Genomic DNA, 21,810 nt, shown 5'->3' with positions numbered 1-21,810 from the left:
GTCTCCGGGACCGCAACTGTGTTAGCTTTGCTGGCCCGAACGCCAGCCAATGAGTGCTGGCGAGACGCGCGCGACGCTGTGGGTGCTGTTGGCCTCGGCGACGCTGACGGTGATGGCTGGCGCGATTCTCGGCCCCGTTGTCCCGTCAATCCAGTCGAATCTCGGGGTCTCGGAATCACTCGCCGGGCTGATTATCACAACTCACGGGGCGCTAATCGTTCTCGTCAGTCCCATCGCCGGTACGATAATCGACCGTGTTGGCCCCCGTCGGCCCTACATTGTCGGTCTCTTGCTGTACGGCGTCGGGGGCGGTGCTGGTCTGTTCGTCGACTCCTTTCTCCCGCTGTTGCTCTCCCGGGCCGCCCTCGGTGTCGGCGTCGCGTTCATCTACACCGGGCTGACGGTGTTGATCTATCGTATTTACCAGGGCCAGCGGATGGACCGGGTGCTGGGGCTGCGCTCCAGCGCGAACAGCGTCGGCGCGGTCATCTGGCCGCTGTTGGGCGGTGCACTCGGCGCGCTCACCTGGCAGGCACCCTTCGGTGTCTACCTGCTCGCGGTCCCGCTTGGCGTGCTTGCGGTCGTTACCATCCCTGAGCCAAGCAGTGACGACAGCGACGAGACCGACGAGAGCGGCGGCCTCAGGGAAGTTGTTGGGGTCGTCCGAAACCGACCGGGAATTCTCTCGGTTTATCTGCTGTACTTCGGCGCGAATGCGCTGCTGTACAGTATCGTCGTCTTCTACCCGCAGCTGTTGAACGGCCTCGGCGTCACCTCCTCGGTCGGGATCAGTCTTTATCTCTCGGCGAACGGGCTAGCTGGGGGTATCACCGCGGCGGGCTACGACCGCCTGCTCGGCCGGACAACTCGGATTCGTCTCGTCGGCACGGCGCTGCTCCTGTGGAGTCTTGGCTTCGCCAGCGCGACACTCGCAACGTCGGCATTGACTGCAGTCCCCGCAGTCGTCGCCTTCGGGCTGGGGCTCGGCGTTGTCTTTCCCTCTGCATTCTCGTGGATTGAAGCACTCGCACCGGCGGACAAACAGGGCCAGTTCAGTTCCTATCTCGCCTCGGCAGGCTACACCGGACAGTTTCTCTCGCCGGTTCTGTTCAGCCCGCTTCTTCCGGCTCTGGGTATCCGCGGCGTCTTCGGCGCGGCAGCACTCGCGGCGCTGGTGGGACTCGCTGGGCTACTCGTCGCGACACGCAAATAAAAATCAGTTCGGAAGCCGAGTTAGTTCGAGGCGATGACGTCGTCGATTCGGACGATCATCGTCGACGCTTCCGTGGCGCTCTCGACAGCCTCGCGTTTGACTGCGGCGGGGTCGAGGACACCGTGCTCGATTGGGTCTGCGACGATACCGGTCTGACCCTCGCTGATGAGGCCAGCCGTCGTTCCCGAATCGTGCTCGGCGCGCAGGTCGACCAGCGCGTCGATTGGGTCCATGCCGGTGTTCTCCGCGAGCGTGCGTGGGATCACGTCGACAGCGTCGGCGTAGGCCTCGACGGCCAGCTGCTTGCGGCCCTCGATGCCAGCGGCTTCGTCACGGACGCGGTCGGCAATCTGGATCTCGATAGCGCCTGCGCCGCCGACGACACCGCCGGCGTCGAGTGCGGCCGTGGCGACGTCGAGTGCGTCCATCAGGCTGCGTTCGAGTTCGTCGACAACGTGGTCGGTCGAACCGCGAGCGAAGACCGTCACGGCCTTGGTCGCTGCGCCACCTTCGATGAAGACCTGCTCTTCGTCGTCGTATTTCTCGACGCTGACGTTCTCGACGCTGCCGAGGTCGTCGTCTTCGATGGCGTCGACGGAGCCAACGCGAGTCGCGCCGGTTGCGGCTCGCACCGACTCGATAGCGTCACTGTCGACATCCTCGAAGACGAGCAGCCCGTGGCTGACCAGGTCAGCCGTCAGGCGGTCGTCGATGTCGCCGTCGACAAAGACAACATCAGCACCACTGTCGGCGAGGGCCTCGGCGTACCCCTCAAGCTGGCCCGTCTCGGCCTCGATAGCGGCGTTGAGCTGGTCGACGTTCGAGACTTGGTACTCGGCGTCGACGTTGGCTTCCTTGATTTCGAGGTCTTCGTTGATGATGGCGATCTGTGCGTCTTCGACCGACCGCGGCATCTCCTCGCTCAGTCGTTCCTCGTCGACAATGACCCCCTCGACGAGTTCGGTTGCACTCGAGGTCGCGCCGACCTGCGTGTGAACCGTGATGGCTGAACGGTCGACACCGGCGTCGGAACTCACTTGCGTAACAGCGTCGACGACTGTCTGTGCGAGGTCTTCTGCACCGAGGTCACCGGTCCCCTTGCCGGTCATACTCGATTTGGCGACCTGCAGCAGTTGGTCGTCGTTCGGGTCCGTCGCGATGACGGCGTCGTCGATGGCTTCGTGGGCGATGGTCGACGCCTTGTGGTAGCCCTCGACAATCGTCGTCGGGTGCACGTCCTCTTCGAGCAGGCTCTCGGCCTGTGAGAGGAGCTCTCCCGCGAGAATCGACGCTGTTGTTGTGCCGTCGCCGACCTCTTCTTCCTGTGTTTCGGCGACTTCGACGAGCATCTGTGCGGCCGGGTGCTCGATGTCCATCTCGTCGAGAATCGTCGCACCATCGTTAGTGATGACGACATCCCCGTCGTCGGAGACGAGCATCTTGTCCATCCCGCGTGGACCGAGAGTGGTCCGTACAGATTCGCTAACTGCCTTTCCGGCGGAGATATTCGACGACTGTGCGTCGTCACCCCGCGTACGCTCTGAATCTTCGCTAAGAATAAACATAGGTTGTCCACCCATGCGTCGCTGGCCAGATTGTGACATTGGTAATTACCTCACTTGAAACATCGTTTGCGGTTCTATATAAATGTTGTTTTATCGGTAGCGCAACGACACTCCACACTGTTGAACGGCCCGTCTCGACACCGGAACTTGTCCTCCTATTGACTGCCAGCACCCCAATGCCGTGCAATCATCAAGCCTTGCTGACACTTCGGCTGAAGGATTTATCAATGGTATAGACCACTACTCGGATATGCGAGAGTTTCGCCGCAGCCAGCAGAGAGAGACCGACGACGCTGAACCACCGGCCTCGAGACTGTCTCGCCGGCGCGTACTCAAAAGCTCCGCGGGAGCGCTTACCGCCGCTGGTCTTGGCTTCTTCAGCGGGACCACGGCGGCGCAGATGGGGTCGGTCCCCGACTACGCAGACTTTGTCCCGGCCGGAGATGACCGGTTTGTCCTGCCAAACGGGGCCACTGAGTTCGCAAGTGTCGATTTCTCGCGGCTCTTTGAGCTCCTGATTGCCGAGCCAAATCCAACCGGAGAGAGCTCAGAGACGGTTCGCTTCCAGTTCGAGCCCCAGATTCTCGCTATCATCTCCACGATTACGCCATTTACGCTGTTCGGCCGGCTCGGTTTCGGCGACGCGATTCCGGCCGCAACAGTCGTGAACCAGCAAGAGGCTCCGGACGGACTTCCCGACCTGCTGACTGAGCGCGTCACCGCAATCAGTACCGGCGCGCTCGGTGTCGGTGTCTCGGTCAGCGAGGGCTCGTACGATACAGACGCGCTCGCGGCTGCCGTTGCAGAGAGTCCACTTACCGAGTCGAGCACCGCCGGCGTCTTCGTCGGTGCCGACCCGCGATACAGTGACACTGAGCAGGATATCACAATCGCGCTCACGTGGACTGAGGAGTATATCATTGCCGGACCGAGTGTCGACCTAGTCGCCACCGTTCGCGAGACTGGGCGAGGACAGCAACCCAGACTGCACGAACAGAACAGCGACGTTGCCCGCCAGCTCTCGGCTGCCGGTCACGGTGATTTCAGTACAACCAGCTACGCCATCGATGGCGAATTCCAGATCAACGATCAAAACAGCTTCCTGGTTGATTACACAGCGATCGAAAACGCCCAGCTCACGGGCTACACGCAGTCGAACTCCTACGACCTCTCTGCCGGAACAATCAGCGCGACCTCTGTCTTCACCCACCCGAGTACGAGTGCTTCGAGCGAGAGTGTGCTCTCTGGCGTCGGTGGGCAGGCTGACGAACGCTCGGTTTCCAGCGACGGGCGCTTCATCACTATCGAAACGACCTATCAGGGAGCGGTCTCCAGTGACGATAGCACGGACGACAGCGATGACTCGACCGACGGCGGCTCTGATTCCGGGGGCACGGACGGCTCGGAGAGTGGCTCAGATATGGACGGCGGGTCCGGCGATGACAGCGCTGGCGACGATGGGTCTGGTGACGACGGCTCCAGTAGTTCAGACGATGGCGGCCCCGGCTTCGGACTCGTTTCGGCGCTGACGGGACTCGGCGGCGCTGGCTATCTACTCAAACGGCGCACTAACCTCGGCGAGAACTGTGAGTAACGCGATTCGACAAACCCGTCTTACTGCCCCCAAATTCAACACTCGAAACTGGCGGTCAGGGAGTTAAGTACCCCCGCCTCTTTGGCCGGGGTAGATGCTGGAGCTGGAGCACGGATTTCGCGTTGTTGACACGCACGTGATACTGGAACCGGACGAGACGCGCCGGCCGCGTGGGCTGGGTGACGCCGAGCAGCTCGAAGTCGAGATGGAACAGGCAGGAATCGTCCAGTCGCTCGTGTTTCCGGGAATACGGGATAGCTCGTACGTCAAGGCGAACAACGCCGCCGCCCGACTGGCGGTCAACCGGCCCTTTCGTCCGATTGCGCGGATCAACGGGACCCGCGACCCCGGTCAGGGGGCGACCTCCCGACTCCGAAACCTCGCCAGTTCGCGCTCGGACGACCACACTTCTCCCGACGATATCGAACAGTATGCCTACGAGGACCGTTTCTACGGCTTTGTCCTTGACCCCGCAGCGGACGGTATGCCTGACGAGGAAGTGCTCGCCCAACTTGACGACGCCGGTCTTCCGCTGATTACCTACGGCGGCGAGGACTGTCCGCCGTCGGCTATCGAAACGACACTACTTGGCTACGATTTCCCGGTCATCATCGCTCACTGTGGCGGCTATCCCAGCAACGAGGCGATGATGGACGCCGCAATCGACCTGCTCGACCGCCACGAGCAGTGTTACCTCGACACGAGCCTCGTCCGGACTCGTGACCCGCTCGAACGCGCGCTGATGGAACACCCCTCACAGGTCGTCTTCGGCAGCGGTGCGCCGGAAATCCACCCGAATGTCGCCGTGATGGAAATTCTCACGCTCGACGTGCCCGAGGACGCGATGCGAAAGGTCTTCTCGAAAAATGCCGCTCGGCTGTTCGAGGCGCTGGCTCCCTGATGCCGATAGACATACGTAGCAGGCCCGAAACGAACTCAGTATGTCGAAATTCAGTCTCGACGGCCGCAACGCAATCGTCACAGGAGCGAGCCAGGGTATCGGAAAGACAATCGCAGAGACGCTCGCCGAGGCAGGCGCAAACGTCTCGATCTGTTCGCGTGCACAGGAACGGGTCGACCCTGTCGCCGAGGGCATCGAAGCAGACGGCGGGACGGCCTTCGCGATGGAGTGCGACGTCCGTGAGGCAGACTCTGTCGAGGAGTACGTCGAGGCCACTGTCGAGGAGTTCGGCGGCCTCGACCTGCTGGTCAACAACGCCGGCGGCGAGTTCGTCGCACCGTTCAAAGATATCAGCGAGAACGGCTGGAAATCCATCGTTGACCTGAACCTCCACGGGACGCGCCACTGCACGCAGGCCGCTGGTGAGTACATGCGTGAGAACGACGGCGGCGACATCATCAACATCTCCAGTGTCAACGGCCAACACGCCGCGCCCAACGAGAGCCATTACTCCGCCTCCAAGGCCGCAATCATCCGGCTCACGGAGACACTGTCGACGGAGTGGGACAAGTACGGTATCTCGGTCAACTGTATCGCGCCTGGCCTGATTCAGACGCCCGGCGTCGCCGAAACGCTCGGTATCGACGAGAGTGACATGCCACCGCGGGACGAAGTCCAGCGCCGAATTGGCCACACCGAAGATGTTGCAGACGTCGCTCAGTTCCTCGCGAGCGACGCAGCGGCGTTCATCAACGGCGAAACCATCACGGTCAAAGGGACGCCGCGGCCGGGCAACTCGATGAGCACGAACCTCGGACTGGACAACTAGGCCAGCGCGCGTCGGACCTCGCCAGCGAGTCGCTCGAACTGTTCGGCTGCGACCGCAGTGCCATCAACGGCACGTACTGGCTGGCCCGACCGCTGTGCGCGGGCCACTATCTCTGATTCTGGAATCTTTCTGACCGGTGCACCGAGTGTCTCCGCGAGTCGCCGCCCGCGGCGAGTCTCCTCGCCGACTCGCGAGGGGTCGACTCTGTTGAGTGCAACACGGACCAGCGGTGTTTCCACCACCCGTGCGAGTTCGCGGGCCCGGACGGCGTCCGCGACAGCGGGACGGGTCGGTCGCGTCACCAGCAAACAGGCGTCGGCTGCAAGCAGCGGAACGCCCGCGTCGCTGCGCAACCCTGCCGGGGTGTCGATAACGACACAGCCGTATCGCTTCCCGACACTCTCGACGACATCCACGAGCGCTGCCGGGTCTGCCCCGCGAGCGCCCGCAAGCGTGCGGCCACACGGGAGTATCGAAACGGAGCCGACCTGCTGGACGGCTTCGAGCGGACTGGCACGCCCTGCCAACACGTCGTGCAGGTCGGGGCCGCGTGCGCTGGGTAAATCTGCCATTCCGAGGTCTGCGTCGACGGCTACCCCATCCAACTCGGCCGCGAGGTTGTACGCTACTGTCGACTTTCCGACGCCGCCTTTTCCCGCCGTGACTGCGAGAATCATGCGAGCCGTTCGAGATGGGTGACCGGGATCTCTGTTCGGCTCAGCCGTTTCGTCAGCGCACGCTGGCGCTCGCCGAGTCGTTCGAGTCGCGCCCTGTCGGCCTGTAACTGCTCGTCGAGTCCGTCGACAGCACCCATTCCGCCGGCTGAACAGACAGCCTCGCGGGCCTGCTCGACTGTCTCCGAGTTCGACAACTGCTCCGCGGCCGCGAGCCGTTGCTCGATTGCTGTGAAGTACGCCTCGACTGCAGGGGGGAGTCCCGGAGTTGGCTCGTTGCTGTCGGGCGGTTCTGGGGACGAGGCAGTCTGGTGATTCTGTTGCTCGGCTGTGGCCGTTTGCTCCATTTGTCCCCCAGCCGAGGCTATCTGCTTGGGCTGACCGCTTTCTTCATCAGCAACGCTCCCCACTTCCCGTGGAACAGCGTCACGAGGCGGCGTCCCAGGGCCGAGCGCACGGACGACGTCTCCGGGGTCGATTGTCTCCTCGGCTGTAGAAACCTCCTGTAGCTCTGCTGGCGGGTCGGATGGTTCCGCCGGTGAAGCGTACCCAACGACAAGCGAGCCGTCTTCGATCTCGCCCTCGAAGCTCGTGCCGTCCCAGCCGGCGGCTGGCTGACCCTGTCGCCGTGGCGGCCAGACCGGTTCGAGCGTGCTCTCGACGCGAACTCGCTGGCCCGTCTCACCCGTAACCCGGAGTTCGACGAAGGTCACGCCGTCTGTCCGGTCACACGCCCAGTCGAGTGTCGGCATACCGGGCGTGGTCGCCCGATTGGTTATAAACCGTTGTACTCACAGACAGATAACCGGGCCACCAAGCCAGTCGTGGGCAGCGTCTGCCGACTCGAACGGTGAAGTTTCGAGTACCAGCGGCGCGTCGTAGTCCGCAACTTTTCCCACTGCAAGACTCGCCGTCGTTGGCTTGCATCTGTATGGGTCAGTCTGCGCTCCGGTCAACTTCTGGACCGCTCGTTCGTACTCCGACTCGAGTTGGTCGACCAGCCAGCGCCGGGCGTCACGGCGACGATTCGCCAGCTGGTCTTCCAGCTTGAACTTCCGCTCCCGTCGGTCGCGGTTGGTTTGTGCCTTCTCGCGCGTGCGCTCGAGTTGCTGGCTGGCGGCGGTGGCGCTCGTCTCGATTTCGGCCAGCTCACGAACTTTCGCTTCGAGTTCGCGTTCGAGTTCCTCGGTATCGAGGCCGTGCTCGCGGTGGGCGGCGAGTCGGCCCCGTGTCGCCGCGACCGCTTCCCGCAGCGCGTCTGTCTCCTCGCGCTGGTCTGCGAGTTCTTGCCGGTAGCTCTTCGCTGCTGTTTCTCCGACCGAAACTGCGGACAGTTCACGCTCGAGACGCTCGATATCGTCGTCGTATGGCGTTTCGTACCCACGGGTTCGGCCGGCCGCAGCCAGCGCTGTCCGCGTCCGCAGTTTCATCTCGGCGTGGACGTGTCCGATACGGTCGTGGACCGGGCTGGGTGGCTTGCAATCAACGGTCGTCTTCGCACTCGGCTCCGCGCTACGGACGGCAGCGACGAGGCGTTCAGTCGCAACGTCCTGCTGCACCCTCACCGCCGACCCACACCGGGTAACCGAGCCAATTCGACAGATCATAGCTCCGTCTGTTTCATCTCCTCCGGCGCCGGGAATTCCCTGCCGGTGGCAAACGCCGTGTACGGGACGGCCGACTGGTCGCGTTGCTCGTACGCAGTAGCAGCGTCGCGAACCGTTTCGGGCACCGCCTCGAACTCGTTGAACGGTTGGGTCTGCTCAATCTGGACCGCCTCGCCGTGTTTTGCCTGGAGTCTGAGTGCCTGGAAGGCCCCGAATTCGGTTTCGGTCAGCAGCGCGGCCCGGCCGAATCGGCGGACGACGGCCGCTTCGTGCGTTCGGCAGATATTCCTGAGCGACTGTCTGGCAGCCCGCGAGTACGTGACGACCAACAGCACACGAGACGGATACGTGACAGGCTACCTAAAAGTAACTATTTCTAACCAGTATTACGCGCTCGATTCGAGCAACTGGCGGGTCTGGACCTCAGGGTCGCCGTCGCCAAGCGCGACGCGGGCGTCGAACAGCGAAGCGATGGCGGCGACATCCTGGTCGCCGTGTGCGTTCGGGTCGATGTGGAAGTGGGCGCGGGCGTTGGCCGCATGAATCTGGCCGGTAATCGCGTGCAGGAACTCGTAGGCCGTCTGGACGTTGACGTACTGCAGCATCGATGTGAGCGAATCGAAACAGACCAGCACCTGCTCGTCGAACTCCGAGAGGAACTTTCCGATACTGATTCCCAGTCCAGTGAGGTCACTGGGTGTCGATACTGTGTCCGTGACAACCGTGTCGTCGTCGACTGCTGCCGACGCGTCACCGACAGTAATCACACCGACGTTGTTGACGGTCTCTCCGTCTAACTGTCCAACACAGGCGCTTGCTTGTCGCGTGAACGTGACGAACAACACGTTCGGTGGCCCGTCCTCCTCGGTTAGCAGCGACGTACAGACATCCCGCCCACCCCCGAGTGACGGCTCCTCGAGCAGGATGTTCGTCGCCCCCGACAGCTGTGTGCGTATTCCTGCCATTCCTCTTCCCAAGTGCTCTGGTATTGTCTGTCCTGATATAAACCAGCTTTGTCTTTCCGTTCGGCTCAGCTAGAAGTCCGTGTTCGTCTCGGCGCCTTCTGTCGCTCCGTCGAGCCCGTCTTCGGCTGCGTCAGCCGCGAGATGGTCGGTGAGGTCGGTGTCAGTCAACCGCTCTTCGTAGGCGGTTCGGAACCGGTGGCTCACGCGCCGGGACCGCTCACGTGCGTCGAGGATGGCTCGACACCGTTGGATTGCCTGCTCGCTCACGCCAAGCTCCGCAGCGAGTTCCTCGGGCGCGCTGTTGCTCTCTCGAATCTGCTCGACTGTCTCCGCGTCGAGATGTGGTTCGTCCTCGCGCAGGAGATGGAGCTCCATCCGGGCACGAAACACTGTCTCAGTGTCGAGCTCAAGCGTCGCTGCCAACTGCTCGTCGTCAGCGTCGTCGTAGAACCCCTCAATCAGCCGCAGGCGCTCGTCTTGGGACAGCGACAGCTCGAAGCCAAACTTCTCGCGGATGTCCTCGACCACCGCTGCCAGGTCGCCCCCCGATCCCCCGAGCAGTGTCCCTCGGTCCTCGCTCTGGAGCTCTGTGACCGACTCCTCGTCGGATACCGAGAGAAAGATGTCACGAAGCTCTTCGGTTTTCTCGTCCATCGTTCCATCTTGTCATCGAGACTCACATATAAAACGTGGTGGTGACGCTCCCGTGGTGTCGGCTACTGCAACAGTGCCACGTCGGGGGCGTCGTCTCCGGGTTCACTGACGAATTCCGTGATAATCTTGCTCTCGGCGCGGTGCAGCGTCTCGCTGACGGTCGATTTCGCTCGGTCGACCTGTTCTGCAAGTTCCGTCAGCGAACAGGTTCGTGGCGTCTCGTAGTAGCCTGCCTCGATTGCTGTCTCGACAATATTGAGCTGGGCGTCGGTGAGCAACTGCTCGTCAGCAACCTCCTGCTGGATGTAGTCGATGCTAAAGGAGAGCCCGAGCGCCCGGAGTTGTGTGCCCAGTTCCGACAGTCGGTCACTCGGTGCCGTCACCGTCCAGGTCACCGTTCCGTCGGAAAGTTCGACCGGCATCTCCAGCGGGACGCCTGAATCCCGGGCTGCAAACAGTAACAGCGGCTGTTCAGTCTCGAATTGGACCAGCGCGCTCTCCCCGGGTTCGTTCAGGATGTCGACATCACGGACACCCTCGAACGCGCGCATGTCTGTGAGTACATCCTCAAGGACTGTGCTGTGTATTTCGGCAAGGCCAACACCGACGTCGCCGTCCGCGAGCGCGGCGAGAATTCGGAACTGACTGTCCGGGTACCGGCGGCTCAGCCGACCAATCCAGACTTCCTCTGGCAGTGTGATCTGAAGGCGTGCCTCTGGCATATCTCTCTATTTTCGCTCTAGCGGCCAATCGATACACCCCGAATATATTGGGTGTTTTATATGGGGTAGCGAGACCAGTCCTCACGTGTCGACGGAGATATCTCCACTCGAATCGACCGTGACATCGTAGCCCTCGATGGTGAACGTCTCTTCGCCGCTGTCTCCTGCAAGTAGTTCTTCGAGTCTCCCGTGGTCGATGTCGTCGGCAATATCCTCGAGATCTGACTCCTCGAGGTCAGTCGCCGCAGCGAGTGCGTCCGCGATAGCCGCCGTTGCCGGCGTTGGACTCACCCACTCCTCGTCGGTGTCCTGCATGATATATGCCTCCCCGTTTGTAGGACTCATACCATAGCGTAGACGTATCTGGTATAAATGCTCTCCGAGCACTTTCACAGCGAGAAGCCACGGCTTTCGGGGGTGTTTCGCGTGGAAAATGCGGGTTGGAGGATAAAAACTGTCGGTCAGGATTGTCAGAGGCACGGTCCGAGTCTTGCTCCCCCAACCACTGCACCTGCCTTAGTGGGGGTGTGCATATAGGAATGCTGCAGGTTAATTCAGGCTGTTTATATGTATGTTGTATAAGCAAGTGATATTTTGCCAGTGCACTCAGAGATTCTCTCCCTGGTAGCTGCCGTCATACTCGCCGACGTGGTCGGCCTCGGCAAGCACCAGTTGCGCAATCCGCGCGCCCGGTTCAAGTTCGATGTCGTGGTAGACTTCCAGCAGTCCTTCGCCGCGGCCCTCGTAGCCCGCGTCCCAGACGGCAGTATCGAGCATGGCGGAGTTGCGCAACAGCGACGACCGGGGATAGAGGAAGCCGACGTGGTCGTCGGGAATCCGCACCTCTTCACCGTACTGGACGATATAGCCGCCCGGTTCGAGACGGTACGCACCCTCCTCGACCGGGAGTTGGCGTCGGTCGCCGACAGTTTTCCCGTCGCGGCCGATTCGGCCTGCTTCGGTCTGCTCGAAGACGGCGTCGAGGGTGAGGTCGACACCGTTTGGCTGGCGCTGGTCTTCGCGTAAGTCACCGAGCTGGTCGGCGACGAATGCACCGCTTTTGAACATACTGCCCTCTCCGTCGGCTGATAAAAAACACTGCTGGTTGTTCGTGCGGGCGGCTGAGAAGCTCTCTGCCGTGTTCGAGCGCTCGTGGCCAAATACGCACGAACAACATGATTTATGCATACGGATGGTCGTAGTTCAAACGCTATGGGACAGACACTAACGGAAAAGATCCTCGACGACCACCTCACTGAGGGCGAACTTGAGCCTGGTGAGGAAATCGGTATCGAGATCGACCAGGTCCTGACACAGGACACGACCGGGACGCTCGTTTGGCTGCAGTTCGAGGCGCTTGGCCTCGACGAGGTTCAGACCGAGCTTGCCGCACAGTACTGTGATCACCAGACCTATCAGTTCGACTTTAAGAATACGGACGACCACCGCTTCCTGCGATCTGCGGCCGGTACATTTGGCGCGTACTTCTCGCGACCCGGAAACGGCATCTGTCACAACGTTCACCGAGAGAACTTCGCCGCACCCGGCAAGACGCTGCTGGGGTCGGACAGTCACACCCCGACGCCGGGTGGACTCGGTCAGCTCGCCATCGGGTCGGGCGGACTGGACGTTGCCGTCGCGATGGGTGGGGGCTCCTACTACATCGAGATGCCGGAAGTCACCGAGGTTCGACTCGAAGGCGAACTGCCCGAGTGGGCAACCGCCAAGGACGTCATCCTCGAGATGCTGCGCCGACTCTCCGTCAAGGGCGGCGTTGGCAAGATCTTCGAGTACACCGGTCCGGGTGTCGAGACACTGTCGGCACCGGAGCGGATGACGATCACCAACATGGGTACCGAACTCGGTGCCACCTCGTCGATCTTCCCGACCGACGAGCAGACGCAGGATTACCTCAACCGCGTCGGCCGTGGCGAGGAATACGAGGAGCTGCAGCCTGACGACGACGCCGAGTACCACGACTCGATCACCATCGACCTCTCCGACCTCGAGCCGATGGTCGCCCAGCCGTCGATGCCGGACAACGTCGTCCCGGTCAGCGAGGCTGAAGGCGAGGACGTCGAGCAGGTTATCGTTGGCTCCTGTACCAACGGTGGCTACGTCGACATCCTCCCGGCCGCGAAGATGCTCGAAGGGCGCTCGATCAACCTCTCGACCGAGATGATCGTCGCACCCGGTTCGAAGAAATCCAGCGAGATGCTGGCCCGACAGGGCTGGACTGCAGAGATGATGGCAGCCGGTGTCAACTTCTCTGAGGCCACCTGTGGTGCCTGTATCGGTATCGGCCACGTGCCCGGTTCCGACTCCGTCTCGCTGCGAACGTTCAACCGGAACTTCGAGGGCCGCTCGGGTATCGAAGACGACAACGTCTACCTCTGCTCGCCGGAAGTGGCGACCGCAGCCGCGATCAAGGGCGAAATCGTCGACCCACGCGACCTCGCCGACGAACTCGGCGACCTCGAGGCACCCGGTCTCGAACTCCCAGAAGAGTACGAGGGCGCAGAGAACGACATCATCGAGCCAGAGAACGCTGTCGACGACGACCTCGTCAAAGGGCCGAACATCGGCGACGTGCCGCTGAAAGACCCCCTCGACAGCCATCTCGAAGGCGAGACCCTCCTCAAGATGGAGGACAACATCACGACCGACCACATCATTCCCGCGACCCAGGACATCCTGATGTACCGGTCGAACATTCCGAAACTGTCCGAGTTCACGCTCTCGCGAGTCGACGAGACCTTCGCGCAGCGCGCACTCGACAGTGACGGCGGCTTCCTCGTCGCCGGCGAGAACTACGGTCAGGGCTCCTCGCGTGAGCACGCCGCGCTCTGTCCGATGTATCTCGGCGTCGAGGGTGTCCTCGCACAGAGTTTCGCCCGCATCCACAAGGCGAACCTCTTCAACTTCGGGCTGCTGCCGCTCGAAATCGACGAGGAGACCTACGCGAAAATCGACCAGGGCGACAACATCGAGATTGTCGACGACGTTTCCGACGCCGTCGCCTCCGGACAGGAGGAGTTCACCATCCGCGTCAACGACGACTGGGAAGCAACTGGCTTCCTCGAAGCCTCCGAGCGTGAGCGAGAAATCCTCGCTGACGGTGGGAAGCTTTCACACGTCAAACAGAAGCACGACGACGGAACCGGCGCGCCCGCAGACGACTAATCGCTCACCTTCTTCACTTTTTTTTGCCGCCGATAGCGGCGCTACTCGGCAGGTTCGAGACAGCCGACGCCACTGAACTCGAAGCGTGCGCCGCCGTCGGTCCCGTCTGTTGCGCTGACCGACCAGCCGTGGGCCTCGCTGATTGCTGTGACAATTGACAGCCCCAGTCCAGTGCCGTTGGCATTGGTCGTCGTGCCGGACTCGAAAATCTCGTCGTGCATCTCCTCGGGGATGCCCGGTCCGTCGTCCTCGATGTAGAACCCGTCCGAGGAGGAACCGACGCGGACGACAACGTCTGAGCCGCCGTGTTCGATGGCATTGCGGACCAGATTTTCGAGCAGTTGGAGCAGTCGGTCCCGGTCGGCCTCGACAGTACACTCGTCGACGAGTTCGAGCGTTGCGTCGTCAGTCTCGACGTACTCCCACGCCTCCCGAACGGCCGCGTTGAGGTCGACCGCTTCGGTTTCGTTGATTTCCTCGCCCTCTCGGGCTAGCGTCAGCACGTCGTCGATAATCGACTCCATTCGGTCGAGTGACTGCTCGACTTTCTCGAAACTCTCCTCGTTGCCGGTCTCTCTGGCGAGTTGTACGTGGCCCTTTGCAACGTTGATCGGGTTGCGCAGGTCGTGGCTGATAACGCTCGCGAACTGGTCGAGTTTCTCGTTGGTCTCTTTGAGTTGTTCGTTCGTCGCCGCCAACTCTCGCTCGCGTTCTTTCCGCTCGGTGATCTCACGCGCGTTCGTCACGATTCCTTCGACGAAGGGATTGTCGAGCAGATTCCAGATTTCCGACTCCATATCCAGCCACTCGCCGTCAGCGCTGGATAGGCGGTACTCGACTCGTCGCTTCTCGCCGGGGTTGTCGATCAGTTCCTCGAAGGCGTCTTTGACACGTCCGCGGTCGTCTTCGTGAATGAACCCGAACGCGTTGCGGCCCTCGGCAACCGCTGGGTCGATGCCGACAATCTTGCGCACTGACGGGCTGACGTAGGTAACGGTCCCGTCGCGGTCGATCACCGTGATCAGGTCCGAGGAGTTCTCGATCAGTGCCTGATACCGTTTTTGGACGGCCCGCTGGTCGGTCACGTCCCGGATCAGTAGCAACCGGCCAATCAGCCGGTCGTCGTCGTACAGCGAGGAGACGTTTGCGACGACGAACCGCCGTTGTCCGTCGACTTCAAGTTCGAGTTCGGTTTCGGTCTGGGTGCCGTGCTCGTGCTCGGAAATCAGGTCGGCACAGGCTGGGAACACTGTCTCGACACTGTTGCCGACGACGGTCGTATCCTGGTTGATTGCCTCTGTCGCAGCACTGTTACAGTCGACGATCCGGTCGTTCTCGTCGAGGACGATATACCCATCACGCATGCTCTCGATGACGGTGTCCCGAGCAACGGGAATCAGGTCGAGCATCTGGTAGCGGAAGATGCCGTACCCATAACACAGGCCCGTCACCGCGAATCCGACCGGCGTGAGGTCGACGAAGTCCGGAATCACGGGGTTAAGTTGCAGCACGTACAGCGTTCCGAGAATAACTGGCGCGAGTGACCCAACGACAAAGGCCGCGGTCTGGCGACGGTAGATCCTCGGCGACCCGATTGCCATCCGCAGCAGGACGAACACGCCAGAGAACAACATGACCATCGTGTACACGTAGTAGATGAAAAACAGCGGCCGGAACTCCCGCTCGAGGATGTACAGTCCATTGATGGTGGTGAACTCTCCGGTCCACAGCAACGTGTGCAACCCGGCAGCGTTGGTCACTGCCAGCCCAAACGCGGCCACCGCGGGGGCGAGGACGAGGCCGACTCGCCGTCGCGACAGCCACTCCGTCCGGCCGGTGAAAGCCATCCCGAAGAAGAACACAGAGAGTGTCGTGCCCCCGTAGCCGATGTACAGGAGCGCTAACCACACCTGGGTGAGCGGTTCACTCGTAAACAACCACTGCAGTGTCCGGGTTATCGTCCAGATAAGCGCCGACGCGACAAGTGCGACAAACGCTGCCGTCGTCGTGCCAAACCGCTCTCGGAGACGGCTAATGCCGTACCACATGAGCGCGAGCATGAACACGGCGGAAATGACAAACGGGATCATAAGCGGTGCAAATTGAAACGTCATTCTGGGTCCCAACCCTGTTACCAGTCTGTAGAAGATCTGGTTGAATAACTATACCGACCCATTATTATCTTTGATAATTTCTGTGAGCTAATTTCTGAATTTTGGGCTTTGAGGATCTGATTCTGACTATCCAGGGAAGGCAATATCAATTGTAAAAATTGTAACGACCCGGAAAATCAGCTCCGCGTCGACCCCCCATCGACTGGTAGTGCTGTGCCGGTCACGTAACTGGCCCGCTCACTCGAGAGAAACGCCACGACGTCGCCGAGTTCGTCTGGCTCACCGATTCTATCAAGGGGGACATCGGCGGCCCAGTCCTCGTAGCCTGCCTCGTAGTTCTCGAACTCACCGCGCTCGACGGCGGCGTCGATGAGGTTCTCGATGCGACTCGTCTCGTGGGCACCCGGCAGCACAGCGTTGACTCGCACGCCGGGGGCGAACTCCCGGGAGAGCGTCTTGACCAGCCCGATTACCGCCCGTCGCACGGAGTTCGAGAGCACCAGGTCGTCGATCACTTCCTGGACTGACCGGGAGGTGATGGCGACGGCCGTGCCCGCGTCACTGTCCTCCAGATACGGTCGACTCTCCCGGAGCGTCCACACCGCGCTCATTACCAGCAGGTCGTAGGCGTCGTACCAGTCGGTGTCGTCCATCGACCCAAAGGGTCCGCTCGGTGGGCCGCCAGCGCTGGTGACGACGTGGTCAATACCGCCGAGTTCGTCGGCCGCCTCTTCGACGAACGCCTCGACGTGGTCGCGGTCAGTGATATCCGCCTCGACTGCGAGTACATTTCCCTCGCCTGCGTCCTGTATCTGCTGTTCGGCCGCTTCGAGGTGGGCCGCTGTCCGACCACAGATTGCGACATCTGCTCCTTCGCTCGCCAGCGCCGTTGCGCTCGCGAGGCCGAGTCCGCTACTTGCTGCCGTGCACAGTGCCGTGTTTCCCTCGATCCCGAGATCCATACTGGGAACCTCGGTCGACTCCCACTAAGAGTTGTCCGTCCCGCACAGTCTGTTCAGTATTTTCCTCAGCGCTCAGTCACGCAGAGAAAGAACTTTTGGGCTGGCGGCTGCCAGCAGGCACGTGTTGTCGGCGGGTGCCGACAGTAATACCATGGCAGAGACACCACTCAACGGCGATATCGAACAGCAGGGGGAACTGAGACTGTCTAGTCCGGACTTCGAGGATGGCCAGCGGATGCCTGACTTCGTCGGCTACGTCAACGACAACGACAATCCAGAACTTCACATCGAGGGCGTCCCTGCGGACGCGGAGTCGCTGGTCCTGATTATGGACGACCCCGAGGCCAAACCAGCTGCCGGCCACGTTTGGAACCACTGGCTTGTCTGGAACATCGACCCCGATATAGGAACGATTCCGCGCTGCTGGGCGGCCGAAGCTGTCGAAGGCTACAACGACTTCGTCGAGCAGGGATACGGCGGCCCGTCGCCGCCGGATGAGGCACACGGCTACCGGTTCAAACTGTTCGCACTCGACAGCACACTCGAAACCCCGCCTGAAACCCGCAAAAACCGGCTGGGGTCGACTATCACGCTGAACGCGGAGGTCCTCGCCGCCACGCAGATTGTTGGCGAGTATCATTCCGACCAGGGAACGGCCTTCTGAGCGGTGTGCTGGTGGGGGTGTCGCCCATCGCGGTTGCGTATCGAGCCTTTTGGCCTGCCAAAAAGAAAGAGATATACGCAATGGGCTGGCAGGTTTCGGATATGGAGGCAGTCGTGCTTGCCGGCGGGTACGCCACGCGGTTGTGGCCGATTACCCGACACCGGCCAAAGATGTTGCTCCCGGTTGGCGAGCAAACAGTGATCGACCGTATTCTCGCCGAACTGGAGGATGACGACCGGATTGACAGTGTCTATCTCAGCACGAACGAGCGGTTCGTAGACGTTTTCGATGCGCACCTCGCCGAGTCGCCGTTCGAGAAGCCACAACTCAGCGTCGAGGAAACAACCGAAGAGGACGAGAAATTCGGTGTCATCGGTGCGCTCGCTCAGTTAGTCGACCGCGAGGAGATCGACGGCGAGGACCTGCTCGTCATCGCGGGCGACAACCTCATCAGTTTCAACGTCTCTGACTTTCTGGACTCTTTCGACGACAAGCAGGCGCCGACGCTGGCTGCCTACGACGTCGGTGCGCCGGCCGACGCCAGTGAGTACGGCGTCATCGATGTCGACGGTGACGAAGTCATCGACTTCGAGGAAAAACCAGACGACCCCGCAAGTTCGCTCGTCTCGATTGCCTGCTACGCCTTCCCGGCCGAAGAGGTCCGCTTCGAGGAGTATCTTGCCAACGGCAACAACCCCGACGAACCGGGCTGGTTCATCCAGTGGCTGGTCGACCGCTGCTCGGTCCGAGCGTTTACCTTCGACGGCGCGTGGTACGACATTGGCACTCCTGAAGGCTATCTCGACGCCGTTGCGTGGGCACTCGACGGCGAGAACCTCGTCGCGTCCGACGCGACTGTTGAGAACACCACGCTGGGGACGAACGTCCACATTATGTCCGGCGCGCGGGTCACCGACTCGAAACTCGACCGGACACTGGTCTTCGAGGACGCGGTCATCTCCGAGTCGACGTTCCGGGAATCGATCATCGACTGCGAATCAGAGGTCAGCGGCCTCGACCTGGCCGGCGCGTTGATTGGCGCCCACAGCGAACTCTCCTGACACCGCAGAACGCAGTGTTTTAACCGACGTGTCACGTGGTCCGTAGCGAATGGAGCTCAACGAAGATATCTTTGTTCGGCTGATGATCGCCGCGTTCGGGCTGACGCTGGCCGCGTTCATCGTCCGCGGGACGAGTCGAATTGTCGTCAGTCCCGACACCGCCGCGGCGCTGTCGACGCCGGTGTTTGTGTTAGCGATGTTGTGTGCGGCCGCTGGCTTCGTCCTCGCCGTCGTGATCAAAGTCCAGTCGATTCGGGCCGCTCAGTCCTCCAGATAATCGTCCTGCACGTCGAGGACGGCTGCCGAGTCGTCACAGTCGGCGTACCGGGCCAGCGGTTCGGCATTCAGGTCTAAAAACGTCTGTCCCCAGGTAAACTTCGAGAGTATTTCCTCGGCCTGTGCCGAGTCTCCCAGAATCCACAGCGCTCCGGCGAAAGCTTCGACGGTGTTCAACTGGAACGGCGTTCCGTAATTGATGGGATTGCCGGAGACCAGAAAGGGCAGCGACCGCTGCCGACCCTTGAGGTCGAACGCCTCTTCCTGTGCCGTCTCCCACGAGCAGTCGAGGGCGACAAGCCTGTCAACGTCGCTGTCGGCTGGCGAGAGGGCCTGCTCGGCGAATGGGTTGAGAACGATTCCCGGTGGCGTTGCCCGCGTCGAGTGATGTAACTCCGCGAGGTCGAACCGCTCGAGTTTCTTTGCGGTACACTTGTCGGGGTCGTCGTTGCCCTCGTACCGGATGTGCAGCTCCACACCCCCGCTACCAGCCGGTCGGGCAAAAACAGTCCGTTCTCAGCGACTCGGCTCCACAGGCGTGCGGTCTGCTCGGTTGAGCAGGTACAGGTCGACCAGACACAACAGCATGATCGACCCCGGAACGGCGACGTTCATCGCCGAGAGGTTCCCGTTGAGCACGCTCACGACGAACAATCCTGCCCAGTTGGTGTACGTACTCAACAGCAGCGTTCCGGCGAACAGTCCGGCCCATACCAGCCCACGACGGAACCGTCGTCTGTAGAGGTGGCCCAGGCCAGCCCATAGCAGTGTGAGCCCAACGGCGACGATAATATTGATTTCGGCGACCGGGAGCCCAGTCTCTCGCTCTATCTGCATAAGAATCAGTGTTACTGGGTGTTCGCCTCTGGCTGTATTTAAGCTCTTGGGCCGAACAGCGGGTAGACGGTTCCTATTGCCGACTGCTCTCAATCGACGTAGGTCTCGATTCGTTCGACCTGTCCGTCCCGCAGTGTGAAGAGGTCGACAAAGCCGGTGAGTGTCTCGCCGTCGGCAACGAGACGCCCCTTCACCGCGAGCTCTGAGCCGGCTGGCGTCTGGTAGATTCTGTCGAGTGGATGCGTCGTGTCTGTGCGTGGCCGCTGGTCGCGCATAAACTCGATAAACTCTTCACGGCTGCCGAACCTCTTATCAGGTCGCTTCTGGACAAATCCGGGGGCAAGCAACTCTGCCAGGCGGTCGTACTCACCGCTGTCGAGACAGTCGTAGTACGCACGGGCGAGTTTTTCTCCGTCGGTCATAACGAATCTGGCACACCGTGGTCACCCGTGTCGTCCGTCAACGCCTCCTCGTCGTCCTTGTCGTCGTCTTCGTCGCCATCCTCTTCGTCTGTCGGGTCCGTCAGTTCCAGTTCGACGTCGTCGTCGGTTTCCTCCTCGCGTTCGATTCCCGGCTCCTCGGGGATGTCCGGCTGTTCGGTCGTTTCGTCCTCTGGGTCTGCAGCGACCGCTTCGGTCTGCTCTTCGAGTTCAGCCGTAATCTCTTCGAGTTCCTCGTCGTCGATTTCGCTCGCCTCGTCCCCATCTTCCTCGTCCCCAGTCCCTGCAGGTTCACCGTCGGCCGCCAGTTGCTCTCCGTCGGCGGCCCCAACTCCGTCGGACTGCTCGCCGTCAGTGGGCTCCTGTGCTGGTTCTGTCTCCTCGATATCTGTCTCAAGCTCGTCGTCAATGTCGGTGTCGAGTGTCGCCGCGGGTTCGTCGTCGGTGTCGGCCAGCGGGTGCACCGATTTCTCGTCTTCCTCCTCACGCTCGGCAGGGTCCTCGTCCGGCGGGAAGTCGTCAGGTTCGGGCGGTTCGTGCAGGTCGCGGGCAGTCTCCAGCGGTGCTTCGGCGTCTTTCCGCAACGAGTCGGCCTTGGCACCCTGTCCACTTGCGAACGCGCTGGCAGATTCTGCGAGCCAGTCGGCCGCTCGCCACAGCGCCTCAGCTTTCTCTTCGGCCCGGTCGAAGTAGGTCCGTGTCTCGTCGCGTTCGGCGAACCGCGTCGCGGTGTTGAACTCGTCGCCAGCGGCGTCGAACTCGTCGCAGGCCTGTGTGAAGTCAGTCTGGGCCATCATCCACTCTTGGGCCTCATAGGCCTTCATCGCGCTCGTGAACGCCCGACGCCCCTCCATGTAGTGGGCATAGCCGACACGGTACCGCGACTCAGCGGTTTCGTCGTCACCGATTCCTTCGACGGCACGACGAATTTCTTCGGCTGTGGGGACGTGGCCGGGTCGCTCGCTCTCCCACGTGTACTGGACTGTTCCGGTGTGGTCGACGACAACCACTGCTCGCCGGGTCAGATAGCCGTCTCCGTCCTCCGCGGTGACGCCGTAGGCCTCGGCCATCTCGCCGTCGGTATCGGACAACAGCGGCATATGGAGGTTGTACTCCTCGGCAAAAGCCTGGTGGCTGTGCACGCTGTCACCAGACACCGCGAGCACGCGAACGTCTTTCTGCATCGTGAAAAGATCGAGTTCGTCGAGTCCCGTCTCGGAGCCCGAGCAGGCGGGGTTGAAATCGCCCGGATAGAACGCGAGGATAACAACCTCGCTGCCGAATATCGACGCGAGGTCGATCTCAGTGACCTCGCCGTCTTCGACCGCCGGCAGCGCGAACGCCGGCGCGTGTTCCCCCACTTCGATCATTGTCACCACTTTCGAGCAGTCGTACTTAATACTGTGCCAGTAGCTACCGAGTGTGAAAACGGAAAGGAAAGCGGCCGCGATGAAAACACGCGGCCGCTTGCCGCCCTGAATTGGTCCCCGCTGACGCTTCGGCCCTCCAGACGAAGCGTCAATTGGAACAATCAGAGGCAGAGGCTTAA

Annotated in this window: 24 protein-coding genes; 8 read left to right on the top strand and 16 right to left on the bottom strand. The window is 61.5% G+C overall.

Translation table 11 applies throughout. The features are described from left to right. Positions 1-49: 49 nt before the first annotated feature. Positions 50-1,213: an MFS transporter gene (locus ACMGFM_RS09635; protein WP_436902329.1), complete on the top strand. Its 1,164-nt coding sequence runs from the start codon at positions 50-52 to the stop codon at positions 1,211-1,213. Between the two features lie 20 nt (positions 1,214-1,233). Here the strand turns inward: ACMGFM_RS09635 and thsA are convergent, their stop codons facing one another. Next, a complete protein-coding gene (gene thsA, locus ACMGFM_RS09630) occupies positions 1,234-2,793 on the bottom strand; it encodes a thermosome subunit alpha (RefSeq protein WP_436902328.1) in 1,560 nt (519 codons plus the stop codon). A 235-nt stretch (positions 2,794-3,028) separates the two neighbouring features. Between thsA and ACMGFM_RS09625 the strand changes: the two genes are divergently transcribed. From ACMGFM_RS09625 to ACMGFM_RS09615, 3 genes are all read left to right on the top strand, one after another. Further along, positions 3,029-4,372 (top strand): PGF-CTERM sorting domain-containing protein, encoded by a 1,344-nt coding sequence (locus ACMGFM_RS09625; RefSeq protein WP_436902327.1) that lies wholly within the window; start codon positions 3,029-3,031, stop codon positions 4,370-4,372. 94 nt (positions 4,373-4,466) lie between these two features. Then, positions 4,467-5,273: an amidohydrolase family protein gene (locus ACMGFM_RS09620; RefSeq protein WP_436902326.1), complete on the top strand. Its 807-nt coding sequence runs from the start codon at positions 4,467-4,469 to the stop codon at positions 5,271-5,273. Positions 5,274-5,313: 40 nt separating this feature from the next. Then, positions 5,314-6,102: an SDR family NAD(P)-dependent oxidoreductase gene (locus ACMGFM_RS09615; protein WP_436902325.1), complete on the top strand. Its 789-nt coding sequence runs from the start codon at positions 5,314-5,316 to the stop codon at positions 6,100-6,102. Here ACMGFM_RS09615 and ACMGFM_RS09610 read toward each other — a convergent pair. The 9 genes from ACMGFM_RS09610 to ACMGFM_RS09570 all read right to left on the bottom strand — a co-directional run bounded on the left by ACMGFM_RS09610 (position 6,099) and on the right by ACMGFM_RS09570 (position 11,912). Further along, complete coding sequence (locus tag ACMGFM_RS09610; protein WP_436902324.1) at positions 6,099-6,779, bottom strand: nucleotide-binding protein; 681 nt, start codon at positions 6,777-6,779, stop codon at positions 6,099-6,101. The genes ACMGFM_RS09615 and ACMGFM_RS09610 overlap by 4 nt on opposite strands. Next, entirely contained in the window at positions 6,776-7,528 is a 753-nt protein-coding gene (locus ACMGFM_RS09605) for a DUF7857 domain-containing protein (RefSeq protein WP_436902323.1), read from the bottom strand. The genes ACMGFM_RS09610 and ACMGFM_RS09605 overlap by 4 nt, the downstream gene beginning before the upstream one ends. Positions 7,529-7,567: 39 nt before the next feature. Beyond that, entirely contained in the window at positions 7,568-8,383 is an 816-nt protein-coding gene (locus ACMGFM_RS09600) for a DUF7856 family protein (protein WP_436902322.1), read from the bottom strand. Next, positions 8,380-8,718 carry a DUF7855 family protein gene (locus ACMGFM_RS09595; RefSeq protein WP_436902321.1) on the bottom strand — a complete coding sequence of 113 codons (339 nt, stop codon included), beginning with the start codon at positions 8,716-8,718 and terminating at the stop codon, positions 8,380-8,382. Before ACMGFM_RS09595 ends, ACMGFM_RS09600 begins: the two co-directional genes overlap by 4 nt. Before the next feature lie 51 nt (positions 8,719-8,769). Continuing rightward, a complete protein-coding gene (locus ACMGFM_RS09590; protein ID WP_436902320.1) occupies positions 8,770-9,348 on the bottom strand; it encodes a DUF7504 family protein in 579 nt (192 codons plus the stop codon). A gap of 69 nt (positions 9,349-9,417) precedes the next feature. After that, positions 9,418-10,002: a conditioned medium-induced protein 4 gene (locus ACMGFM_RS09585; protein ID WP_436902319.1), complete on the bottom strand. Its 585-nt coding sequence runs from the start codon at positions 10,000-10,002 to the stop codon at positions 9,418-9,420. A 62-nt stretch (positions 10,003-10,064) separates the two neighbouring features. After that, positions 10,065-10,724 carry a helix-turn-helix domain-containing protein gene (locus tag ACMGFM_RS09580; protein ID WP_436902318.1) on the bottom strand — a complete coding sequence of 220 codons (660 nt, stop codon included), beginning with the start codon at positions 10,722-10,724 and terminating at the stop codon, positions 10,065-10,067. Positions 10,725-10,805: 81 nt separating this feature from the next. After that, positions 10,806-11,069 (bottom strand): HalOD1 output domain-containing protein, encoded by a 264-nt coding sequence (locus ACMGFM_RS09575; RefSeq protein WP_436902317.1) that lies wholly within the window; start codon positions 11,067-11,069, stop codon positions 10,806-10,808. A 261-nt stretch (positions 11,070-11,330) separates the two neighbouring features. Continuing rightward, on the bottom strand, positions 11,331-11,912 hold the full coding sequence (locus tag ACMGFM_RS09570) for a deoxyuridine 5'-triphosphate nucleotidohydrolase (RefSeq protein WP_436902316.1): 582 nt from the start codon (positions 11,910-11,912) through the stop codon (positions 11,331-11,333). Positions 11,913-11,936: 24 nt separating this feature from the next. Here ACMGFM_RS09570 and ACMGFM_RS09565 point away from each other — a divergent pair, with 24 nt between their 5' ends. Then, positions 11,937-13,907 carry an aconitate hydratase gene (locus tag ACMGFM_RS09565; protein WP_436902315.1) on the top strand — a complete coding sequence of 657 codons (1,971 nt, stop codon included), beginning with the start codon at positions 11,937-11,939 and terminating at the stop codon, positions 13,905-13,907. A gap of 41 nt (positions 13,908-13,948) precedes the next feature. Here ACMGFM_RS09565 and ACMGFM_RS09560 read toward each other — a convergent pair whose 3' ends face one another. After that, a complete protein-coding gene (locus tag ACMGFM_RS09560) occupies positions 13,949-16,021 on the bottom strand; it encodes a histidine kinase N-terminal 7TM domain-containing protein (RefSeq protein WP_436902313.1) in 2,073 nt (690 codons plus the stop codon). Positions 16,022-16,197: 176 nt separating this feature from the next. Continuing rightward, positions 16,198-16,983, bottom strand: a complete 786-nt coding sequence (locus ACMGFM_RS09555) for an SDR family oxidoreductase (protein WP_436902312.1) — start codon at positions 16,981-16,983, stop codon at positions 16,198-16,200. Positions 16,984-17,134: 151 nt separating this feature from the next. Between ACMGFM_RS09555 and ACMGFM_RS09550 the strand changes: the two genes are divergently transcribed. The 3 genes from ACMGFM_RS09550 to ACMGFM_RS09540 all read left to right on the top strand — a co-directional run bounded on the left by ACMGFM_RS09550 (position 17,135) and on the right by ACMGFM_RS09540 (position 18,985). Beyond that, on the top strand, positions 17,135-17,647 hold the full coding sequence (locus tag ACMGFM_RS09550; RefSeq protein ID WP_436902311.1) for a YbhB/YbcL family Raf kinase inhibitor-like protein: 513 nt from the start codon (positions 17,135-17,137) through the stop codon (positions 17,645-17,647). A gap of 101 nt (positions 17,648-17,748) precedes the next feature. Beyond that, positions 17,749-18,708, top strand: coding sequence for a nucleotidyltransferase family protein (locus ACMGFM_RS09545; protein WP_436902310.1), 960 nt, complete (start codon positions 17,749-17,751; stop codon positions 18,706-18,708). A gap of 49 nt (positions 18,709-18,757) precedes the next feature. Beyond that, positions 18,758-18,985 (top strand): hypothetical protein, encoded by a 228-nt coding sequence (locus ACMGFM_RS09540; RefSeq protein WP_436902309.1) that lies wholly within the window; start codon positions 18,758-18,760, stop codon positions 18,983-18,985. On the opposite strand, the gene ACMGFM_RS09535 is transcribed toward ACMGFM_RS09540, so the two are convergent. The 4 genes from ACMGFM_RS09535 to ACMGFM_RS09520 form a co-directional block, all read right to left on the bottom strand. Next, a complete protein-coding gene (locus ACMGFM_RS09535; RefSeq protein ID WP_436902307.1) occupies positions 18,970-19,461 on the bottom strand; it encodes a DUF367 family protein in 492 nt (163 codons plus the stop codon). The genes ACMGFM_RS09540 and ACMGFM_RS09535 overlap by 16 nt on opposite strands. A 39-nt stretch (positions 19,462-19,500) precedes the next feature. After that, a complete protein-coding gene (locus ACMGFM_RS09530; protein WP_436902306.1) occupies positions 19,501-19,821 on the bottom strand; it encodes a hypothetical protein in 321 nt (106 codons plus the stop codon). A gap of 89 nt (positions 19,822-19,910) precedes the next feature. Then, positions 19,911-20,243, bottom strand: a complete 333-nt coding sequence (locus ACMGFM_RS09525; RefSeq protein WP_436902305.1) for a nuclear transport factor 2 family protein — start codon at positions 20,241-20,243, stop codon at positions 19,911-19,913. Next, the gene (locus tag ACMGFM_RS09520; protein ID WP_436902304.1) at positions 20,240-21,631 is read right to left on the bottom strand and encodes a redoxin domain-containing protein; all 1,392 of its coding nucleotides are present in this window, start codon (positions 21,629-21,631) and stop codon (positions 20,240-20,242) included. The genes ACMGFM_RS09525 and ACMGFM_RS09520 overlap by 4 nt, the downstream gene beginning before the upstream one ends. Positions 21,632-21,810 lie beyond the last annotated feature (179 nt).

This window comes from Halovenus halobia (assembly GCF_051414135.1).
GTDB classification, from domain to species: Archaea; Halobacteriota; Halobacteria; order Halobacteriales; family Haloarculaceae; genus Halovenus; species Halovenus halobia.
This window is presented reverse-complemented; position numbering and strand designations above follow the sequence as displayed.